General features: G+C 64.6%; 17 protein-coding genes. 11 read left to right on the top strand and 6 right to left on the bottom strand.

Features of this window, described 5'->3' with window-relative positions; all coding sequences use genetic code 11:
- Positions 1 to 51: 51 nt before the first annotated feature.
- Positions 52 to 1,491, bottom strand: a complete 1,440-nt coding sequence (locus ACEF39_RS13305; protein WP_500285392.1) for an XVIPCD domain-containing protein — start codon at positions 1,489 to 1,491, stop codon at positions 52 to 54.
- 13 nt (positions 1,492 to 1,504) lie between these two features.
- The gene (locus tag ACEF39_RS13300; RefSeq protein WP_500285391.1) at positions 1,505 to 2,011 is read right to left on the bottom strand and encodes a hypothetical protein; all 507 of its coding nucleotides are present in this window, start codon (positions 2,009 to 2,011) and stop codon (positions 1,505 to 1,507) included.
- 722 nt (positions 2,012 to 2,733) lie between these two features.
- On the opposite strand from ACEF39_RS13300, the gene ACEF39_RS13295 reads away from it, so the two are divergent.
- The 3 genes from ACEF39_RS13295 (at position 2,734) to ACEF39_RS13285 (ending at position 6,167) form a co-directional block, all read left to right on the top strand.
- Positions 2,734 to 3,069, top strand: a complete 336-nt coding sequence (locus ACEF39_RS13295) for a hypothetical protein (protein WP_025876944.1) — start codon at positions 2,734 to 2,736, stop codon at positions 3,067 to 3,069.
- 156 nt (positions 3,070 to 3,225) lie between these two features.
- Positions 3,226 to 5,688: a S9 family peptidase gene (locus tag ACEF39_RS13290; protein ID WP_500285390.1), complete on the top strand. Its 2,463-nt coding sequence runs from the start codon at positions 3,226 to 3,228 to the stop codon at positions 5,686 to 5,688.
- Positions 5,689 to 5,843: 155 nt separating this feature from the next.
- Positions 5,844 to 6,167 carry a hypothetical protein gene (locus tag ACEF39_RS13285; protein WP_500285389.1) on the top strand — a complete coding sequence of 108 codons (324 nt, stop codon included), beginning with the start codon at positions 5,844 to 5,846 and terminating at the stop codon, positions 6,165 to 6,167.
- A 13-nt stretch (positions 6,168 to 6,180) separates the two neighbouring features.
- Here ACEF39_RS13285 and ACEF39_RS13280 read toward each other — a convergent pair whose 3' ends face one another.
- Positions 6,181 to 7,164, bottom strand: a complete 984-nt coding sequence (locus ACEF39_RS13280; RefSeq protein WP_500285388.1) for a hypothetical protein — start codon at positions 7,162 to 7,164, stop codon at positions 6,181 to 6,183.
- A gap of 140 nt (positions 7,165 to 7,304) precedes the next feature.
- On the opposite strand from ACEF39_RS13280, the gene ACEF39_RS13275 reads away from it, so the two are divergent.
- Together ACEF39_RS13275 and ACEF39_RS13270 are read left to right on the top strand one after the other, a co-directional pair.
- Positions 7,305 to 8,267 (top strand): DUF2268 domain-containing putative Zn-dependent protease, encoded by a 963-nt coding sequence (locus ACEF39_RS13275; RefSeq protein WP_500285387.1) that lies wholly within the window; start codon positions 7,305 to 7,307, stop codon positions 8,265 to 8,267.
- Positions 8,268 to 8,361: 94 nt separating this feature from the next.
- Positions 8,362 to 9,108 (top strand): SGNH/GDSL hydrolase family protein, encoded by a 747-nt coding sequence (locus ACEF39_RS13270; protein ID WP_500285386.1) that lies wholly within the window; start codon positions 8,362 to 8,364, stop codon positions 9,106 to 9,108.
- 17 nt (positions 9,109 to 9,125) lie between these two features.
- On the opposite strand, the gene ACEF39_RS13265 is transcribed toward ACEF39_RS13270, so the two are convergent.
- Complete coding sequence (locus tag ACEF39_RS13265) at positions 9,126 to 9,671, bottom strand: thioesterase family protein (RefSeq protein WP_500285385.1); 546 nt, start codon at positions 9,669 to 9,671, stop codon at positions 9,126 to 9,128.
- A gap of 69 nt (positions 9,672 to 9,740) precedes the next feature.
- Between ACEF39_RS13265 and ACEF39_RS13260 the strand changes: the two genes are divergently transcribed.
- From ACEF39_RS13260 to ACEF39_RS13245, 4 genes are all read left to right on the top strand, one after another.
- Positions 9,741 to 10,319, top strand: coding sequence for a TetR/AcrR family transcriptional regulator (locus tag ACEF39_RS13260; RefSeq protein ID WP_500285384.1), 579 nt, complete (start codon positions 9,741 to 9,743; stop codon positions 10,317 to 10,319).
- 187 nt (positions 10,320 to 10,506) lie between these two features.
- On the top strand, positions 10,507 to 10,884 hold the full coding sequence (locus tag ACEF39_RS13255) for a VOC family protein (RefSeq protein ID WP_500285383.1): 378 nt from the start codon (positions 10,507 to 10,509) through the stop codon (positions 10,882 to 10,884).
- A complete protein-coding gene (locus ACEF39_RS13250; RefSeq protein WP_500285382.1) occupies positions 10,881 to 11,630 on the top strand; it encodes a hypothetical protein in 750 nt (249 codons plus the stop codon). The genes ACEF39_RS13255 and ACEF39_RS13250 overlap by 4 nt, the downstream gene beginning before the upstream one ends.
- Before the next feature lie 48 nt (positions 11,631 to 11,678).
- Positions 11,679 to 12,194 carry a hypothetical protein gene (locus ACEF39_RS13245; RefSeq protein ID WP_500285381.1) on the top strand — a complete coding sequence of 172 codons (516 nt, stop codon included), beginning with the start codon at positions 11,679 to 11,681 and terminating at the stop codon, positions 12,192 to 12,194.
- 41 nt (positions 12,195 to 12,235) lie between these two features.
- Here ACEF39_RS13245 and ACEF39_RS13240 read toward each other — a convergent pair whose 3' ends face one another.
- Together ACEF39_RS13240 and ACEF39_RS13235 are read right to left on the bottom strand one after the other, a co-directional pair.
- Positions 12,236 to 14,344 (bottom strand): TonB-dependent receptor family protein, encoded by a 2,109-nt coding sequence (locus ACEF39_RS13240; protein ID WP_500285380.1) that lies wholly within the window; start codon positions 14,342 to 14,344, stop codon positions 12,236 to 12,238.
- Between the two features lie 115 nt (positions 14,345 to 14,459).
- Entirely contained in the window at positions 14,460 to 15,896 is a 1,437-nt protein-coding gene (locus tag ACEF39_RS13235) for a serine hydrolase domain-containing protein (RefSeq protein WP_500285379.1), read from the bottom strand.
- A 177-nt stretch (positions 15,897 to 16,073) separates the two neighbouring features.
- Between ACEF39_RS13235 and ACEF39_RS13230 the strand changes: the two genes are divergently transcribed.
- Both ACEF39_RS13230 and ACEF39_RS13225 read left to right on the top strand, forming a co-directional pair.
- On the top strand, positions 16,074 to 16,754 hold the full coding sequence (locus ACEF39_RS13230; RefSeq protein WP_500285378.1) for a GAD-like domain-containing protein: 681 nt from the start codon (positions 16,074 to 16,076) through the stop codon (positions 16,752 to 16,754).
- Positions 16,755 to 16,928: 174 nt separating this feature from the next.
- Positions 16,929 to 17,387 (top strand): Imm30 family immunity protein, encoded by a 459-nt coding sequence (locus ACEF39_RS13225; protein ID WP_500285377.1) that lies wholly within the window; start codon positions 16,929 to 16,931, stop codon positions 17,385 to 17,387.
- Positions 17,388 to 17,441: the final 54 nt, after the last annotated feature.

The following is a 17,441-nucleotide window of genomic DNA, read 5'->3' as shown; positions in this document are numbered from 1 at the left end:
CGTGGCCGATGCCTGGGTTGCGCCGGGCGATGCCCGGTGCCGCCCGTGTCGTCAATGCGACAGCGCGCTGCGCTGCTGCTCCTGCACCTGCACCTGCTGGCGCGTCTGCTCCTGCGATGCGTGGTCGGCTTGACGCTGGTTGACGATGGCGAGGCTGTCCAGGCTTTCCTGCACCGGCCGCTGTGCGGCTTCAGCAGTGGCTGCCGATGCGCGCAGCGACGCAGGATCATCCAGTGCGCCCTTCACCACGAACACATTCTGCGCCGCGGCGACATCCCCCGACTGTCGGCTGAGCACCACATGATCCACGCGGTCCAGGCCGTTCTCGCGGGCCAGCACCAGCAGGCTTGCGCTCAGGCGTTCACTGGAGGCATCGAAGCTGCGGCCGTTGGCGGCATCCAGCTCGGCCACCTTGCCGCGGATCTGATCGTGCAGGGCACGGTCGTTGCCACCCGCCAACGGCGCAGCCTGCGCTTCGGTCGGCACGGGTGTGGTTGCCTGTGCCGTGATGGGCACGTGGGCGTAAGTGCCCTCGGTGTGGTCGAAATAATGCAATGTGGACGGCGAGGTGCTGGTATCGAAGTAGGGCTGTCGTGGCGGCGTGCCCTCGCCCAGATACAGGCCGTTCTGTTCCAGCAGGCTTTCCTGCAGGCCCAGCTGTGCCATGTTTACCGACATTCTGCTGATGCCATCGGGTGATGGGTTCTTGGCCTCTTCCTCGCAGGCGCGACTGATGGCAGAGGCAGCGTAGAAATTCTGGTAGTCAGAATTGCCGTTGGGGCCCAGCCCGGACGACACACCTTCGTCGTAGTAGTGCTTGCCCATGCCCTCGATGTTGGCGGCAGTGGCGGTCATGCTCAGGTCTGCATTGAGTGTGAGGTCCGGATGCGCGGTATAGGTCATCGGCGGGCCGGGCTGCACGCGCACGAATTCCTTGGCGCGGGTACTTGCTTCGTAGACATTCTGCAGCGTGGCGTCCGGGTTGGCGGTCTTGACCATGCCCACCAGCGCATTCCAGCCCTCGATGTTCGCCGATGCCTCGTCGCGCCGGTTGGCTGCGAGCAGGGTGCCGATGGCCTGCGTGTAGTCGTGGGTCGAATCGCGTGCGGCAATGTTTGCAATATCGGAATCAAACTGCTTATAGGCCCGTTCGGTCGCTGCATCATTGAACCCGTGCTGTAGCTCATGGCCCAGCACGAAGGTCAGCTCTGCAGCGTCGTGTTTGTCCGGGGCTGCCGGGTTGGACAGACTGGATGCCGGCAGGCTGATCGTCTTTGCGCCGCCGTCGTACTCGCCGCCCACACTGCTGTCGGCAGGCAGCAGCTCAAAGCGCTGCAGATGACCGGCGGCGATGGCCGAGTCGACCTGGGTTGCCAGCGCCGGAGAATTGGCAATGGCCTTGCGAAGGTTGTCGACCTGATCGGTCGTTACATCGGGTTTTCCTGCAAATTCGGTCAGCAGGCGTTCCGTATCCGCTGAAAGCGTAGGCATGGTGCGGTGCTCCTTACTGCACGGTCACAAGGCGGACGCAGGCATGCGCCGGCTTGCCAGACGGGGTTGAATCCTCAGCCATCGTGTCGACCTTGATGGTCAGATCCGGGCGATCGAAACGGTCATGGATGACCCGGCCGTGCTCGCCGCGGATGGTGTCGCGCTTGAAGCCCGCGGCCTGCAGACCGGAGGCGAACTGGTCGAAGTCGACCTGGCAGATCGCCGTTGCGTTGGCTTTGCGCTCGGCGGTGGTATCGATGAAATTGAGATCCAGGCGCGCATCGGCGGCGCCAGCCTTCCTGATTTCGAGGCCGTAGCTCCACTCTGGAGTGAGCGTGCCACCGTAGCCGAAGTGCCCCGGGCCGAAACGCTGCGCGGGCGCCTGCATAGCCTGCGATACCCGTTCCAGGGTCAGTTCACGGGTGGAGGTGGTGTTCTTGATCAGATCCAGCAGGCGCAACAGGAGTTGGTCTGCGCTGAGTGCAGACGGCGTTGCGGCGTCGGAGGCAGTCGATGCCATGGTAACGGGTCCTTGAGAGGTCGACGAATGGTCAGTCGCGTGTGTGCAGGCGCAGAGCGAGGCCGAACATAGGGCGATTGCCCACAGCCGTGTGAATGCGTACCCAAACATAAGCGTTCCCTGCATGTTGAGCGCTGACCCTAAGGTGGGCCAGGTGAATCACAGGTTAAATGCAATTGACGACTGCTGGAATCGGGGCAGAGCGCGTTTGGCTCAGGCATTTGCTGCAAGCGGGGTTGCCCGGCCCGGATGCCGCGGAATTTTCTTCACTTCGCCATTCCGTGAGCGGTGGCAGCATCCAATCGTGTAGATGATCAAGCGCAGGCATGGCCTTGAGTTGCAGGCCTGCGGCTATCCCGCGACCGACACCCGCCAGCCCGTTTCCTGCACATTGCGCAGCGTTGAACGTGGCCTGCACGGCCACTCCCCCGGCAAGGAGGCCCGCGATGCACAGACCTGTTCACGCGTACACCTACCGCATCAGCAACCGGCCTGTCGCCCAGATAGCGTGTGCTGATGTTGGCGAACATGCTGAAACCGCTGCTGCGGTTCATGCAGCCTCAGACAGAATTCTTCCGTGAGTTGAGCGCCGATGGTTGGCTCTGCATCCCGCAGTGCGCAGAGCCACTACATGCATGCGAGTCGCCCCACGATGCTGTTTCCTTTGCAGCACTGGGCGCGCATCTCGTCCACGATGTCCACGCAGGCTTCCGAGGTGCACGATGAGCAACGAATCGAGAGGAGCCCTGCCGCCCCTGGATCTGGATGATGCCAAGGCCGCGCAGATGATTGGCAAGCTGGTACTGGTGGGCGTTACCCGTTTTGGTGGCGATGGCCAGGTGCAGGGGCTGGAGCAGTTTGCCGGCACCGTGCTGAGGGTCAGTGCCGAAGAAGGGCTGGTGCTGGCCGATGGCGATGACGGACACGAGCGCTATCTGCCGCCGATGCTGGACCAGTATCTGCCGGCCGCGCCGGGTGAGTACCAGTTGCGCTCCAGTGGCGTGACAGTGATCGATCCCGATTATCTGTCCACCTGGGAACTGCACGCGCGGCAGTAAGTGAGGGGCATCCAGGGAGGAGGCCAGGCCAGGCAGGGCCACGCTTTGCAGGATGGGGCGACTAGCCCTTCCGGCCCATTTCCCGGTGGGCCGGGGGTGTTAGATTCGGCCCATGCCCGCCGTGCGGGTACCCAACTCACACCCCAGGGGAAAAGGATGCTCATCCGTCGTACCTCTCTGGTGGCGGCCGTTGCCGTTGCCACGCTCGGCCTGTTGGCCGCCGGCCCGGCCTTCGCCGACTACGCCAAGCCGCCGGAACACCTGCTCAAGGTACTCAAGGCCCCGCCGCCGCCGGCACCGAACATCGACCCCAGCGGCCAGCGCTTGCTACTGACCACCGCACAGACCTATCCGTCCATCACCCGGGTGGCCCAGCCATACCTGAAGCTGGCCGGCGTGCGCCTGGAACCGAAGAACCGCAGCCGCCACGACACCCCCGGCGGCTACGGCATTCCGGCCTGCGTGGCCGACTTCACCCTGGTCGAGATCGCCAGCGGCAAGAGCACCAAGGTCAACCTGCCGCAGGGCTGCGCAGGGGCCGCGCAGTGGTCGGCCGATGGCAACCGTTTCGCCTTCCAGAATGCGGTCGATACCAGCGTGCAGCTGTGGGTGGGCGACGCCGCCACCGGCCAGGTGAAGCAGGTGCCGAACGTGCAGCTGAACCCCATTTTCGGCAGCACCGTGCAGTGGCTGGGGGGCAGCCAGAGCCTGCTGGTGAAGCTGGTGCCGGCCAACCAGGGGCCGGCGCCGTCCAACGGCGGCACGCCCACCGGTCCGGACGCGCAGGAATCGCTGGGCAGCAGTGGCGAGAGCAGCACCTATGAAGCGCGCGACACGCTGACCAGCGTGCACGATGAAAAGCTGTTCGCCTATTACGGTGCCTCGCAGCTGGCGGTGGTCGATACCGCTGCCGGCAGCGTGCGCCCGGTTGGCCAGCCGGCGCTGTACAACGACGTCAACGCGGCGCCCGATGGCGTGCATGTGCTGACCGAGACCCTGAAGGCGCCGTTCTCGCACGCGGTGACCTACCAGCGCTTCGCCAATGATGTGGCGGTGCTGGACCTGGCCAATGGCCGCAACACGGTGCTGGCCAGCCTGCCGCTGGCCGATCGCGTGCCGGTACACGGTGTGCCGGAAGGCCCCCGCGGTTACGACTGGCGCTCCACCGACCCGGCCACCCTGGTCTATGCCGAAGCGCTGGACAAGGGCGACTGGAAGGTGAGCGTGCCGCATCGCGATCGCGTGCTGATGCTGAAGGCGCCGTTCACCGGCAAGCCGGTGGAAATCGCCCGCACTGCACAGCGCTTCGAGGGCTTCGCGTGGTCGGCCGACCCGGCCGTGTCGTTCCAGTTCGAGAACGACGAGAACCGCCACTGGATGCAGGCCCGCATCGTCGATGTGGACCAGCCGAAGAAGGAAGGGCGTCTGCTGTGGGACATGTCCAGTGATGAGCTGTACGGCAACCCGGGCAACCTCGTGTTCAAGCGCCTGCCCAGCGGTGCGCCGGTGGTGCGCCAGGAGGGCAACACCGTGTTCCTGCGCGGGCAGGGTGCGTCGCCGCAGGGCGACCGTCCGTTCCTGGATGCGCTCGACCTGGGCACCTTGAAGACTGAACGCCTGTTCCGCAGCGATGCCGATGCGTATGAGCAGTTCCTGGGATTCAGCAATACGCCGGGTCGCTTCCTGACCTGGCACCAGTCGGTGATCGATCCGCCGAACGCATTCGTGCGGCTGCTCGGTGAGCGCATCGACAATGCCAAGGCCGGCGAAGCGCAGTTCGAGTCCAGGCCCACCGCGTTGACCAAGCTGGTCGACCCGACGCCGGAAGTGCGGCAGATCCAGAAACGCCTGGTGACCTACAAGCGCGCCGATGGCGTGGACCTGTCGTTCACCCTGTACACGCCGCCGGGCTACAAGGAAGGCCAGCGCGTACCGGCGATCCTGTATGCGTACCCGGCCGACTTCGCCAATGCCGCGCAGGCCGGGCAGGTGTCCGGTTCGCAGCAGACCTTCACCCGTCTGCAGCCGTACCGCCTGATGCTGCTGGCCGGCTACGCGATCATCGACAACGCCTCGTTCCCGATCGTGGGTGACCCGAAGAACGCCTACGACACCTATCTGGAACAGTTGGAAGCCGATGCCAAGGCAGCGGTGGACAAGGCCGTGGAACTGGGTGTGGTCGACCGCAACCGCATCGGCGTGACCGGCCACAGCCATGGTGGCCTGATGACCGCCAACCTGATCGCCCACACCAACCTGTTCAGGGCCGGCGTGGCGACCAGTGGCTCGTACAACAAGACCTTCACCCCGTTCGGCTTCCAGAACGAGCGCCGCTCGGTGTGGCAGGCGCAGGACGTGTACCTGAAGGCCTCGCCGTTCTTCTACGCCGACAAGATCAAGCTGCCGCTGCTGCTGGTCCATGGCGAGGACGATGCCAACCCGGGCACCGAGCCGTTCCAGTCGCGCAAGCTGTACCAGGCGATCCGTGGCAATGGTGGTACCACCCGCCTGGTGATGCTGCCGAACGAACCGCACTGGTACACCGCGCTGGAGTCGAACGAACAGCTGGTCCATGAAATGCTCAACTGGTTTGACACTTACGTGAAGAACGCGAAGTAATCCGGCAAGGCCGCCCTCCGGGGCGGCCTTTCTGATTCAGGCGTCGTGTCCAGGTATCCCCCTGTGGGTGTTGCGTAACCATCTGTGATGCAGGCATGGACCGGCCACAAAGCTGCGGTACGCTGCGCATCTGATGTCTGCTACGGGTTCGCTCCATGAAGGCCTTCATCCTCGCCGTATCGCTGTCGATTTCCCTTGTCCCGGGAACTGCACTCGCCCAGCCGCTGCCGGCTGAGCTGGCAGCGCTGGGCATCACCCCCGGCATGCCCTATACCAAGGCCAAGCGACTGCTTGATGCCGCAGGGTGGCAGGCGAACCCGCCACGCGATGCGCCCGAAGCACTGGAGGGTTTCCCGGAAGTGGGTTGCCAGAAGGGTGGCAACAACTGCAGCAGCACCTTCGCCAAGGATGGGCGGCAGGTCGCTGTGCAGGTGGGAACCACGCTGGCGGGCCAACCCTTCGTGCAGGGCGGCCGCTGAGCACGACGGGCACTCAGCCCAGCGGCAGGTTCTCCAGCGCACGCGACATCCGATCGTGCAGGTCGCGCACGCGTTCGGCCTTGGCGTCCACGCGTTGCTCGTCGCCGAAGCTGCGCACATAGGCGCATGCAGCGAAACCGGCACTTTTCCTTTCGTATTCGGCGATCCACGCCAGACGGTCGGGGTTGCTGGCCTGCTCGGCCGACCAGGCCGCCACCGGTGGACGGATGCGCGCGATGATGCCAAGCCGCCAAGGTTTGGGTGTCAGCCGCGCACGGAAGCAATGCTGCAGTGTGCACATGCGTGCATACAACGTGTCGGTGCCCAATGCCTTGAAGAAGGCATGCACCTGCGCATCCTGTGGTTCGAACGTGGCATGCATCGCCAGCACGCGCAGCCCGGCCGGAGTGCGGTAGGCGCGCAGGTGCCAGTCGGGACGGTGTTCGACGAACGCCTGCACACGCTGCAGTGCGATGCCTTCGACGCCGCCGGACCGGGCCAATCGTTGCTTGCGCCGCTGCGACATGATCTGGTTGATCACCACCATCGCGATGCCGCCGGCTCCCAGGCCGATATTGAGGTTGCCCAGGGCTCCGCCGATCAGTGCACCGGCTGCCAGCAGCCCGAGTGCACCGAGCAGTGGCAAAGCACAGCCCGACGGAGTGGGCACATGGTCGATGTCGGCGAACAGTACGTCGGGGGCGTTCAGGCACAGCGCGCCATAGCTGTTGCGGGTGACGATGACATCATCCCTGCGCTGCACGATCTGCTCGCGGATCGGGATGCCCTCGACACCGTAGTTGGTCCGTCGCTCGCGACGCGGCACGGTCTGGCCGCTGAGGATGGCATCGAGCGCTTCGCGTGCACGCGCATCGGCGTGGGCCTGTGCGGCACCTTGGTCGTCGTCGGACCAGCCGAACCGGCGGACCACCACCGGCCGGCCCCTGTACCTGTCCTGCAGGCGGGCTTCGGCCCAGTAGGCTGGAACGATCATCATCCTGTCTTCCCCTTGCTTCCATGGCAGCCGCTCGCCGCGAGTCTGGCACAGCAGGGGAGGGCGTTGCACGATACGGCAGCGCATGCGCTGACACGGTGATAGATTGCGCGCTTCGCGTGCACTCCACCAAGGACGGAGCCATGTTCGTGTCGTTGCGTTGCCTGCTTGCCCTGGCCCTCGGCGGGGTGATCGGCGCCACCCAGGCGGCGGGACCGGAAATCCTGACCACCGATGCCACCCGTTTCTACGCGCTGTACGAGGCCGCCGGAGGCAAGCCGAGCGTGGCCCAGCTGGAGCAGTACCTGGCACAGGGCACGCCGAGCTTGGCCCAGTTCGCCAAGCTGCGCCGGGTGACCGCCGAGCGCATGGCCGAAGCAATGGCGCGCGAGCCTGCGGTGTATGCGAATGGGCGGGCCTGTCTGGTGGAGTTGCCTGCGGTGCGGCAACGACTGGTGCAGGTATTCGCCAACCTGCAGGCGATCTACCCGCAGGCGAAGTTCCCGCCGGTAGCGATCGTGGTGGGGCGCGGCAAGCCAGTAGGTATGACGCACCCGAACGGAGTGGTGATCGGCCTGGAAGCGCTGTGCGCGGCCGACTTCATGAACGCCAACGCGCAGGACCGCTTCGTGCACGTGATCGCCCATGAGTACGTGCATATCCAGCAGACCGGAGTAAGCGAGTACGAAGCAGGCGACCCGCGGGCGACGGTACTGCGCGAGTCGTTGGGTGAGGGTATCGCCGAGTTCATCGCCGAACTGATTTCCGGCAACGTCGGCAATGGCCGGCATGCAGGCTGGACGCGGGGCAGGGAAGTGCATATCGAAAGCGCGTTCGCGCTGGATATGGACAGCACCGATCTGAAGCCCTGGCTTTACAACTACACGCCGGGTTCGCAGGAGCCTTACGATCTGGGTTACTGGGTGGGCTATCGCATCGCCAAAGCGTATTACCTGCAGGCCGACAACAAGCGCGATGCTGTGCGCGCGCTGATCCAGCAGGACAACCCGAAGGCGATCCTGCAGGCCAGTGGCTGGACGCCGGGCATGTGGATGCCGGCCAAGGTGACGGGTGTGGCGGCAAGGTCGGCTGCGGCGGCAGAATGACCATTGGCCGGTCGCGCTAGACTGCGCGGGTCGACAACGGAGGATGCTCATGCGCATCAGGGCTTCAATGGTCTGGCTAGCGGCCGGAGTGCTCATGGCAGCGCTGGCCACGCCAGTGTTGGTGCAGGCGGCCAGCAATCCATTGCTGACCAAGCCAGTGCAGCAGGTGCAGCCGGACGAAGTGCGCTTCATGCAGCAGCGTCTGTCCGATTGGCCGCAGCTGCAGAAGTACCGCGCAGCCAATGCTGCTTTGCCCGCGCCACGGGCCGGCCAGCCACGCGTGGTGTTCTTCGGCGATTCGATCACCGAAGGCTGGGGCAAGGAAGGCAGCAGCACGTTCTTCCCCGGCAAGGGCTACCTCAATCGTGGCATCAGCGGGCAGACCACCGCGCAGATGCTGGTGCGTTTTTCGCAGGATGTGCTGGCGCTGCGCCCGAGCGTGGTGGTGATTCTGGCCGGCACCAATGACATCGCCGGCAATACCGGCCCGTCCACGCAGGCGATGATCGAGGACAACCTGCAGGCCATGCTGGATCTGGCGAAGGCGCATGGCATCGCGGTGGTGCTGGCGTCGGTGTTGCCGGTCAGCGAGTACCCGTGGATGCCGGGCATCGCGCCTGCGCCCAAGGTGCGTGCATTGAATGCTGCGCTGAAGCACCATGCCGATGCACGGGGCCTGGTCTATCTGGACTATTACGCAGCGATGGCCAACCGTGCCGGCGGATTGGATGCGCAGTTGGCAACCGATGGCGTGCACCCGACGGCGAAGGGCTATGCGCTGATGGCGCCGATGGCGGAAGCGGCGATCACGCGCGCAAAAGCAAGCCTGCCGAAGCGCTGAGAACCGGACTGCAGGGATCAATCATGGTCCTGCTTCAACGCCAGATCGGCAGCCAGCAGTGCCTCGGCTGCCGCACTCAGGGCCGGTGAGGGCGGAGCAACCACGCCGATCGATTCCATCATCTGCGGCATGCCGACGAACTGCCGCGCGCGGCGGTCATAGATGCCGGTGATCAGCAGCGCACGCGTGGCGGTTTTCTGCTCCGGGCCGATCAGTACGCGCTGCTCCATGATGCCGCGTGTGCCGACCCAGCCGACCAGCCGCGTTTCCAGGGTGAAGCGCTGGAACGGCTTCAGCTCGCGTCGGAACTGGATGGTGCCGGCGCCAACGATCGGCGCCCACTTCTCACGCAGCGCCACCTTGCCCAGCCCCATGCGCAGGATCAGGTCCAGCCGGCCCAGGTCAAAGATGTTCCAGTAGCGGCCGTTGGTCATGTGCAGGTTGCTGTCCAGGTCGTTGGGCAGCACCCGGTACTGCAGGCGGGAGACGCCGAACGGGGCCTCCAGCTTCGGCCGGAACAGGCTGCACAGCAGCAGGTGGAGCAGGCGGAACCAGAGATTCATGACTATGACGACTGTTATAGAACGGTCGATACGCTAGTCTATGACGACTGTCTTAGCAAGGAGCCTGCCGTGAGCCCGCGATCATCCGATGCCCCCCAGCGTGTGATCGATGCCGCGGCACAGATGCTCGCGCGGGTAGGCCTCAATGCCACCAGCATCCGCGAAGTGACCAAGCTGGCAGAAGCGCCGTTGGGGTCCACCTATCACCACTTCCCGGGTGGCAAACAGGAACTGCTGGCACGGGCCACCACCATGGCCGGCGACAAGGTGGAGGTGCTGCTGATCGAGCTGCTGAAGGGTGGCGCGGTGCAGGGGTTGCAGCAGTTCCTGGCGCTGTGGCGCGAGCGCCTGCTGCGCACCGGCTTTCGCGCGGGCTGCCCGGTGCTGGCGGCGGCCGTCGAGGAGCCAGTGGAGGTCGCGTCCAGCCAGCCGCGTGCGGCTGCCGCCGAAGTATTCGTGCGCTGGCAGGGACGCCTGGCTGAAGCGTTCGTCGCCGATGGTCATGTGCCTGCCCAAGCGGCCGGCTTGGCCAGCCTGGTGATTGCCAGCGTGGAAGGGGCAGTGGCGATGAGCCGCGCGCTGCAGGACATCGCCCCGTTCGACCAGGTGGCGGCGCAGTTGTTGAAGGCGGCTGCACCACCTGCTTGAATCACCCGCGCCGGGAGACGCATCGCGAGTCCTGGCTGGTTGCCAGGATGGGCCGGTTGCAATGTCGCCGCCTCCATCGTCGTCCTGCATTGCAGCATCCGGCACGCATGTGAGTTGGCAGGCAGCGGCCTCGATTCGTGGTTACAATCCGCCAACCATCAACCGCGTGCCAGGCAAGGATGTCCGCATGCTGCACCATCTTTCTTTCGGGGTTCGCGATCTGCAAGCCGCAGGCCGCTTCTATGATGCGGTGCTCGCAGCGCTTGGCTATCGCCGCGTCTTCGAAGACGACACCGCGATCGGCTATGGCCTGGTCGATGATGAAGACCTGCTCTGCCTGAAGCTGCGCGACGATGCGGCGGCGCCGGGACCCGGCTTCCATCTGGCGTTGGCGGCAACCACGCGCGTGGCCGTTGATGCCTTCCATCGTGCTGCGTTGGAAACCGGAGGCCAGGACAATGGGCCTGCGGGTCTACGCCCGGATTACGGCGACCACTACTACGCGGCCTTCGTGATCGATCCTGATGGCCATTGCATCGAGGCGGTGACCAAGGCGGCGACATGAGGCACGGACGCCAGCCCGTTTCGCTGCCGGGCAGCCGCGACACCGAAGCGATGCGCGCCCGTCGGCAACTGCAGCATCACGGCTGGCCACGGCTGCAGATGGCCCTGATCGTTGTGCTGACCGGCGCCGCAGGGTTCCTCACCTCGCACCTGCTGCGCCTGGCGGGCATGGACGCGATGCTGCTGCGCTATCCCCTGGCCGTGCTGATGGCCTATGGCGTGTTCCTGCTGCTGATGTGGACCTGGATCCGTTGGCGCTGGGATGCGGTGGCCGACGGATTGAGTTCCGGGCCCGGCGGCGGTGGCAGCCAGGGATCGCCGTGGAGTGGCAGCGGTGGGCATTCCGGCGGTGGTGGCGCGTCCGCCTCGTGGGGCGAATCCGCAGCGTCCTCCAGCACGAGTGCCGACAGCACGTCGTTGCTGGACGTAGCCGACGGTGAGGCGGGTCTGTCGCTGCTGGCCGTTCTCGGCATCATCGCATTGGTGGCTACGGTGCTGCTCGCCAGTGTATGGGTGGTGTGGTCGGCGCCGGTGCTGATGGCTGAGCTGCTGGTGGATGCGGCCATCGCCGGTGGTCTGTACAAGCGTATGCAGGGCATGCAGGAGCAGGGGTGGTGGCGGTTGTGCCTGTCGCATACGATCTGGCCGCTGCTGGGCCTGCTGGTGTTCTTCGCCGGTCTGGGCTGGCTTGCGCAGGAGCTGGCACCGGGTGCGGTCAGCCTGATGCAGGTGTTCAAGGCGTTGTAGCAGGATCTGCCACGACGTTGAATTCAAATCACACGCAAGGAGAAGCGCATGGATGTCGCTGCACGCAGTAACAGGAAGTTCGTTCGTTGGTTGATGGTGGCGATGCTCGCCCTGTTGATGCCCTTCGCGGCGCTGGCCCAGTCCGGGCCCACAGCGGCCCCGCCCACAACGGAGGCGGCCACAGAAGAAGCCCAATGCCGCGCCTGCACCTATGAACGCATCGGGCACAAGGTTGACATCGGCCTGGTCGCCCTGGTGTCGCTGCTGGTGGTTGGCCTGCTGGTGGCCATTTCCCGCGAGTGGGGGACGACCTCCCAGCGCTGGACCTGCCGCACGATGGCCCTGCTGCTGGTGGGTATCGGCGTGGCCCTGCTGTGGTGGGCAGGCAGCATCATCTACCTCGGTTACAACCCCTGGCAGGAGGACGCCGCGCCGCTGGATGCCGCGTTGGCCGCTACGCTGCTCAGCACGTCGCCGAAGTGGCTGGCAGGGCTGTTGATGATGGGCTTCGCGCCCACGGTCTGGCGGCGCAGTGAGCGCCTGCCGTCCTGGCGCATTGCGTGATCTCAGGAACGCCGGGTCATGCCCGGCGCTCCCCTCACAAATCAGTCGAAGCGCCAGCGCACGCCCGCATACACGCCGCGGCCTTCGCCCGGCGTGGAGCGCGCCACGTCCTTGCCGGCATCGTTGTAACCGGGGGTGACGGTGGCGGCGTAATGGCGGTCACCGATGTTGCGCATCTCCGCCCACAGCTGCCAGCGGCCGCCCGGTGCGTCGTAACCGATGCGGCTGCCGAAGATGACGTGGCTGTCGGCCCAGTAGCTGTTGGCGTAGTCCACCGCGATGCGCGAGGCGTACTCGGTGTTCAGTGCGGCATACAGACCCGAGGCGTGGTCGAAGCGAAGTTCGGCCTGGTACGCATGGCGCGGCAGACCCGGCAGGCGGTTGCTGCCGAAGCGCGTGTCATGGCGATAGCGGAAGTCGCTGAAGGTATAGGCCTGGCGCAGTGACAAACGGCCCGGTGCGCCCTGCCACACGGTGCTGTCCAGTCCGGCCTCGATGCCACGGTGCACGGTGGGGCTGGCGTTGTTCTCGGCGATGAACAGGTTCGGCACCGGCTGCAGTTCCACGCTCAGCAGCTCGTGGTTTACGTGCGCGTAGTAGCCGGTCAGTTCCCAGCGGCCGAGCGCGGCGTCGCCGCGTGCACCGAGTTCCAACGTGGTCGCGGTCTGGTTCTGCATCGGCACCGGCGCGCGCTGGCGGCCAGTCGACGGACCATTGCCCGCGCCGAAGTACTGGTTCGAGCCCCAGATCATCGACCACGGATGAGGCGCTTCCACCGAACGGCTGAGGTTGCCGAACCACTGCGTCTGCGGCGTCTGCTGCCAAGTGAAGCCCAGCCGCGGCGCGTAGTCCCAATCGTGCTCGCGCAGGCGGCCACCACTGCTCGGCCAGGTGACCTGCACATCGCGGCGGGTGTTGATCAGCGCAAAGCCGGTCTGCACGCGCAGGCGCTCATTCACGGCCAGATTGTTGCCGATATGCAGCGTGCTGTCGGTGCCGTGGTGGCGGAAGTCGCGCGTGCGGGTACCGGCGGCATAACCGTTGTTGGCAAAGCGCAGCGACTCGCGCACATCGGCATCCAGGTCGTGGGTAACGCGCAGCCCGATGGTGGTCTCGCTGTCCAAACCGAACAGCGTGTGCCGGCGACGGTAGTCCAGCGTGGCATTGAGATTGGCGTAGTCCAGCTGCTGGCGGTATAGGCTTTCGTTCAAGTCCATCGGGTACTTGTGATAGACCACCCCGGCCTGCAGCGACGAAACCTCGTCGATCTGCAGGGTCGTGACATTGCCCACCCAGGTGCTGCCCGGTTGCGGACGGCGCGCATCGATGGCCAGGTTGGCCGCGTTCGCCGCGCGCGGATCATTGCGGATCTGCTCGCGGGTCAGGCGCCCGGGTGTCTCGTGGTTGGTTTCGCGGTAGCGCACGAAGAAGCGGGTCTGCAGATCGGGGGTGATCTGCCAGCCGATGTTGGCCATCGCGCCCTTGCCATCGCCAGATGCATGCCGCTGATAGCCGTCGAATTCGGTATCGGAATAGGCCAGGAAGTAATCGACATCGCCGCTGACGCCGCCCCAGCTGATCCCGCGCTTCTGGTAGCCGCGGCTGCCGGCTTCGTAGTGCAGCTGCACGCCAGCCGAATCGCGGCCACTGCGACTGACGTAGTCGATGGCACCGCCGAGCGCCAGCGCGCCGCGCTCGAAACCGTTGGCCCCGCGCAGTACTTCCACACGCGACAGCCACAGAGGCTCCAGCAACTCGTAGGGTGTGCCACCGGGGCCAGTCAGTGGCAGGCCGTCGATCGACACCGCGATGCCTGAAGCATGTGCACCCGGGCCACGGTTGATGCCCGAGCCGCGGATCGACACCTTGGTGCCTTCGTTGCCCGGTGATTGCGCACTGATGCCCGGCTGGTAGGCCAATACGTCGGCGCTGCTGGCCAGGCGGCTGCCCGCCTTGGCCACGTCGATCACGTTGCTGGCGCCCGGCACGCGCTTCAGCGCCTCGCGCGCCTGCGCGCTGGCATCGGCGGCAGTGACCTGCACCGCATCAAGGGTGGTGGCCTGTGGCGCGGCGTGGGCGGTGGTGGCGAGGCCAAGCATGACGGCCAGCGACTGCGGGCAGAGAGTGGGGCGATACGGCAGGAAGGGCATGCGGACAGTCTGTAAACCAAAAAACAGGCGCGCAAGTTAACAGGTCGGGTGCGGTACGTCACCCACCGGGTGCGTATGGGCTCGCCCGATGCATGGCCTGGATCCACAGAAGAATCTACGGCGAGGGTTTCGCCAGCCCCTTCGACTTTGCATACAGCCGATCAGCGGTCTCCTGCTCGCCCAGCGCTGCATGGCATTCGGCTAGGCTGTCCCAGGCATTGGCCGAGGTCGGATACAGCGCGGTGTTGAGGGTGAAGACCTTCAGTGCGGGGCGATCACCCAGATTGTTGCGGATCGCGTAGCCGGTTCCGTTGATGGCCAGCTCCAGCTCGTTGGAAGCAATGCCACTGCTTGTGCGCAGCCATTCACGCAGGGCGCTTTCGCTACCGCTGTCGCTGCTCATGGCGTAGCCGATCAAGCGTTCGGCCAGTGCCGCACGCGGAAACTCGCCCGGCGCGGCCACTGCCATCGTGCTGTCCACCAGCGTGCTCGACCAGACATTGCGGGCGCTGCCATTGGTCAGGTACACGAAGACCCAGTAGCCGCTGGCCAGCGTGCCCTTGTAGGCCAGCCGCGCCCGCACGCGGGTGCCGCCGTCGTGACCGACCTGGGTGTAGCCGTCGCTGCGGGTGGTATCCCAACCGGTAGAGAAAAAGTTGCTGCCGCCATCGGTCAATTTTTGTGGCTGCCACAGCGTTTCGAGTGTTGCCGTACGCACCAGCTTGCCGGTTGCCAGCGCCTGCAGGAAACGGTTCATGTCGCCCACGGTGGTCTGCAGATCGGCATGGCCCCAGCCGTAGTTCGGCCAGGGATCTTCGTTGGCCTGCTGCAGTTGCCCCTCCTTGCCGATGTAAGACACTGCCGCGCGCTGCGCCGGCACGCTGGCTGCGCCCCATGAGGTACTGCGCATCTTCAGTGGTTGCAGGATGCGTTCGCGCGCGATGGCCGGATAGGGCTTGCGGTAATGCGTTTCCAGCAACGCGGTGAGCACCAGGTAGTTGGCCTGCGTGTACTGCACGCGGTTGCCGGTGGTGAACTGCATCGGCGCCGAGCCAGCGACCTTCAGTGCGGCGGTAAGGTCCGGCGCTACGCCGGTGTAGCCCTTGCTTATCCAGCGGTTGTCCACGCGGTCGTAGTACTCGCCGATGCCCGAACTGTGGTTGAGAAAGTCACGCACGTGGACGGCCTGCCATGCGGGTGGCAGGTCCGGCACATAACGGCTGGCCGGTGCATCCAGATCCACCTTGCCCTGGTCCACCAGCTGCATCACCAGCGTGCTGGTCAGCAGCTTGGCCATCGACTGCGCGGCGAAGATGGAATCGACGGTGGCGGGCGCGTGGGTAGCCGGATCGCGCTCGCCGCTGGCGCCTTGGTACAGCACTTTGCCGTTGTAGGCGACCAGCACCGACTGGCCGGCAATGCCGTAGCGCTCGCGGTTGGCCTGCAGCTGGGTATCGAGCAGGGAAGAGAGGCCAGTGGGGATGTCTCGCGCTGAAACTGGCGGAGCGGCAAACAGGGCACAGAGCAATGCGGCGGCAAGGGTGCGGTACATCGCGGTGATCCGTCAGCGGCGATGGCGCATCTTGGTCACGGTGTCGCACAGGGTCAAGCGGGGCGTGCGGCTGCGTGAGTGCGAGGAGTTCCGATGGGCTGTCGTAAATGCCGCTTAGAACCTGATGAAGCATCAGATATAAGAGGGCTTCAGTTCGCACTGACGAGACATCCCTGCATGGCAAGGAAAACGGAAGAAGATCAGGATTTCGCGCTCTTCATCGAGAGCTTCGGCGAGGCGAATGAACGCGTTCCGGTGCCAGAGACCAGCTTCACCAGGTGGGCGGGCATCTTGCCTGAATCGCTATTGAGCTATTGGCGTCGGGATGGATGGGCCAATTATGGCGATGGACGGCTGTGGACGGTGAATCCAGACGACTACGAAGGTGCAATGGGCGCATGGTTGGCTGGTACGCCATTTCCCTTGATCGATACCTACCATGTATTTGCCAGGACCGGATTTGGAAAGCTCTTCCTGTGCGGCGAAGAGTCAGGCGCTGGACTGAGCATTGATCCAATTCGCTGTGAGGTGTTTGCTCTGCAGAACCGTTTGAGATCCAAGTCTCTTGAACGACAGGATGGCGGAATCAGGGCCTTCTTCGCCTGTGCGGAGCTTGACGATTTTGATTTCCAGGATGGGGACGAACAACTGCTGTTTGATCGAGCAGCCAAGATGCATGGGGCCCTATTGGCGGATGAGATGTATGGCTTTGAGCCAGCGTTGGTCCGTGGTGGAGAGGTGGGGCTCAGCAATCTGCGTAGGATCAAGTTGCTGCCGCATCTGCATATGCTGAGGAACTTCGCGGAGCCGTCGTTTCCGCACTATGCGATTGATGTGAAGCCGCTGGTACGGAAGTAGCCCGATATGGGGGCGCTATCTGCTGGTGTTTCTCGGTAGCACTTTGCAATGGTCAGGCGGTGTTTCTCGCCGATCGCGGGATCGTTCCACAGCGCCCGTGCAATCTGCTTTGCCTCCTCTGATCCACTGGTGAAAACAGTGAAAGGCCCGTCAGGCTCTTCCACCGATACCATGATGAAAGACCAGCTGCTGGACGAGTTTCTACGCGTTTCGCGAATGCGAACTTCGGAAGAGGTCAGCGCCTTCGACCGCACAGTGCAGGCACTCTCAGGACAGGGATTTTCCAGGCGGGAGCTGGGAGTCCTCTTTTCGACATTCGCCGATGACACTCCGCATCATGAAGTCATGTGGGGGCTGCTTCATCTCGTCGAGACAAGTGACAGCGAGATTTTGATTTCTGCGCTTGTCCAATCGGCTCCGTACATGCGTACCGTGGCACCAGAATGGTTAGAGACGTTCATCTGCAGATTGCTGAATAGTGATCTACACAGAGATGTGTTGATTGCCTGCCTGAAGGAGATGGTTTCGACGAAGGGCGCAGCAGAAGTCGTCTCCTTGATCAAAGCGCTGAAGGATGATGCGTCGGACAGTATCCGAGTAAGGGCATCCGTGGTCGCTTCGGCACTGATGTAGCTGTGCGAGCGCAGACCAAGATCGGCATTTACCAGAGCGTCCCAACACCAGGTG

The organism is Stenotrophomonas indicatrix (genome assembly GCA_041545745.1).
Classification (GTDB): Bacteria; Pseudomonadota; Gammaproteobacteria; order Xanthomonadales; family Xanthomonadaceae; genus Stenotrophomonas; species Stenotrophomonas indicatrix_A.
This window is presented reverse-complemented; position numbering and strand designations above follow the sequence as displayed.

Coding starts and splice junctions, on each gene's coding strand:
- ACEF39_RS13305 (WP_500285392.1), bottom strand. CDS start 1,491: ATGCCTACGCTTTCAGCGGATACGGAACGCCTGCTGACCGAATTTGCA.
- ACEF39_RS13300 (WP_500285391.1), bottom strand. CDS start 2,011: ATGGCATCGACTGCCTCCGACGCCGCAACGCCGTCTGCACTCAGCGCA.
- ACEF39_RS13295 (WP_025876944.1), top strand. CDS start 2,734: ATGAGCAACGAATCGAGAGGAGCCCTGCCGCCCCTGGATCTGGATGAT.
- ACEF39_RS13290 (WP_500285390.1), top strand. CDS start 3,226: ATGCTCATCCGTCGTACCTCTCTGGTGGCGGCCGTTGCCGTTGCCACG.
- ACEF39_RS13285 (WP_500285389.1), top strand. CDS start 5,844: ATGAAGGCCTTCATCCTCGCCGTATCGCTGTCGATTTCCCTTGTCCCG.
- ACEF39_RS13280 (WP_500285388.1), bottom strand. CDS start 7,164: ATGATGATCGTTCCAGCCTACTGGGCCGAAGCCCGCCTGCAGGACAGG.
- ACEF39_RS13275 (WP_500285387.1), top strand. CDS start 7,305: ATGTTCGTGTCGTTGCGTTGCCTGCTTGCCCTGGCCCTCGGCGGGGTG.
- ACEF39_RS13270 (WP_500285386.1), top strand. CDS start 8,362: ATGGCAGCGCTGGCCACGCCAGTGTTGGTGCAGGCGGCCAGCAATCCA.
- ACEF39_RS13265 (WP_500285385.1), bottom strand. CDS start 9,671: ATGAATCTCTGGTTCCGCCTGCTCCACCTGCTGCTGTGCAGCCTGTTC.
- ACEF39_RS13255 (WP_500285383.1), top strand. CDS start 10,507: ATGCTGCACCATCTTTCTTTCGGGGTTCGCGATCTGCAAGCCGCAGGC.
- ACEF39_RS13250 (WP_500285382.1), top strand. CDS start 10,881: ATGAGGCACGGACGCCAGCCCGTTTCGCTGCCGGGCAGCCGCGACACC.
- ACEF39_RS13245 (WP_500285381.1), top strand. CDS start 11,679: ATGGATGTCGCTGCACGCAGTAACAGGAAGTTCGTTCGTTGGTTGATG.
- ACEF39_RS13240 (WP_500285380.1), bottom strand. CDS start 14,344: ATGCCCTTCCTGCCGTATCGCCCCACTCTCTGCCCGCAGTCGCTGGCC.
- ACEF39_RS13235 (WP_500285379.1), bottom strand. CDS start 15,896: ATGTACCGCACCCTTGCCGCCGCATTGCTCTGTGCCCTGTTTGCCGCT.
- ACEF39_RS13230 (WP_500285378.1), top strand. CDS start 16,074: ATGGCAAGGAAAACGGAAGAAGATCAGGATTTCGCGCTCTTCATCGAG.
- ACEF39_RS13225 (WP_500285377.1), top strand. CDS start 16,929: ATGAAAGACCAGCTGCTGGACGAGTTTCTACGCGTTTCGCGAATGCGA.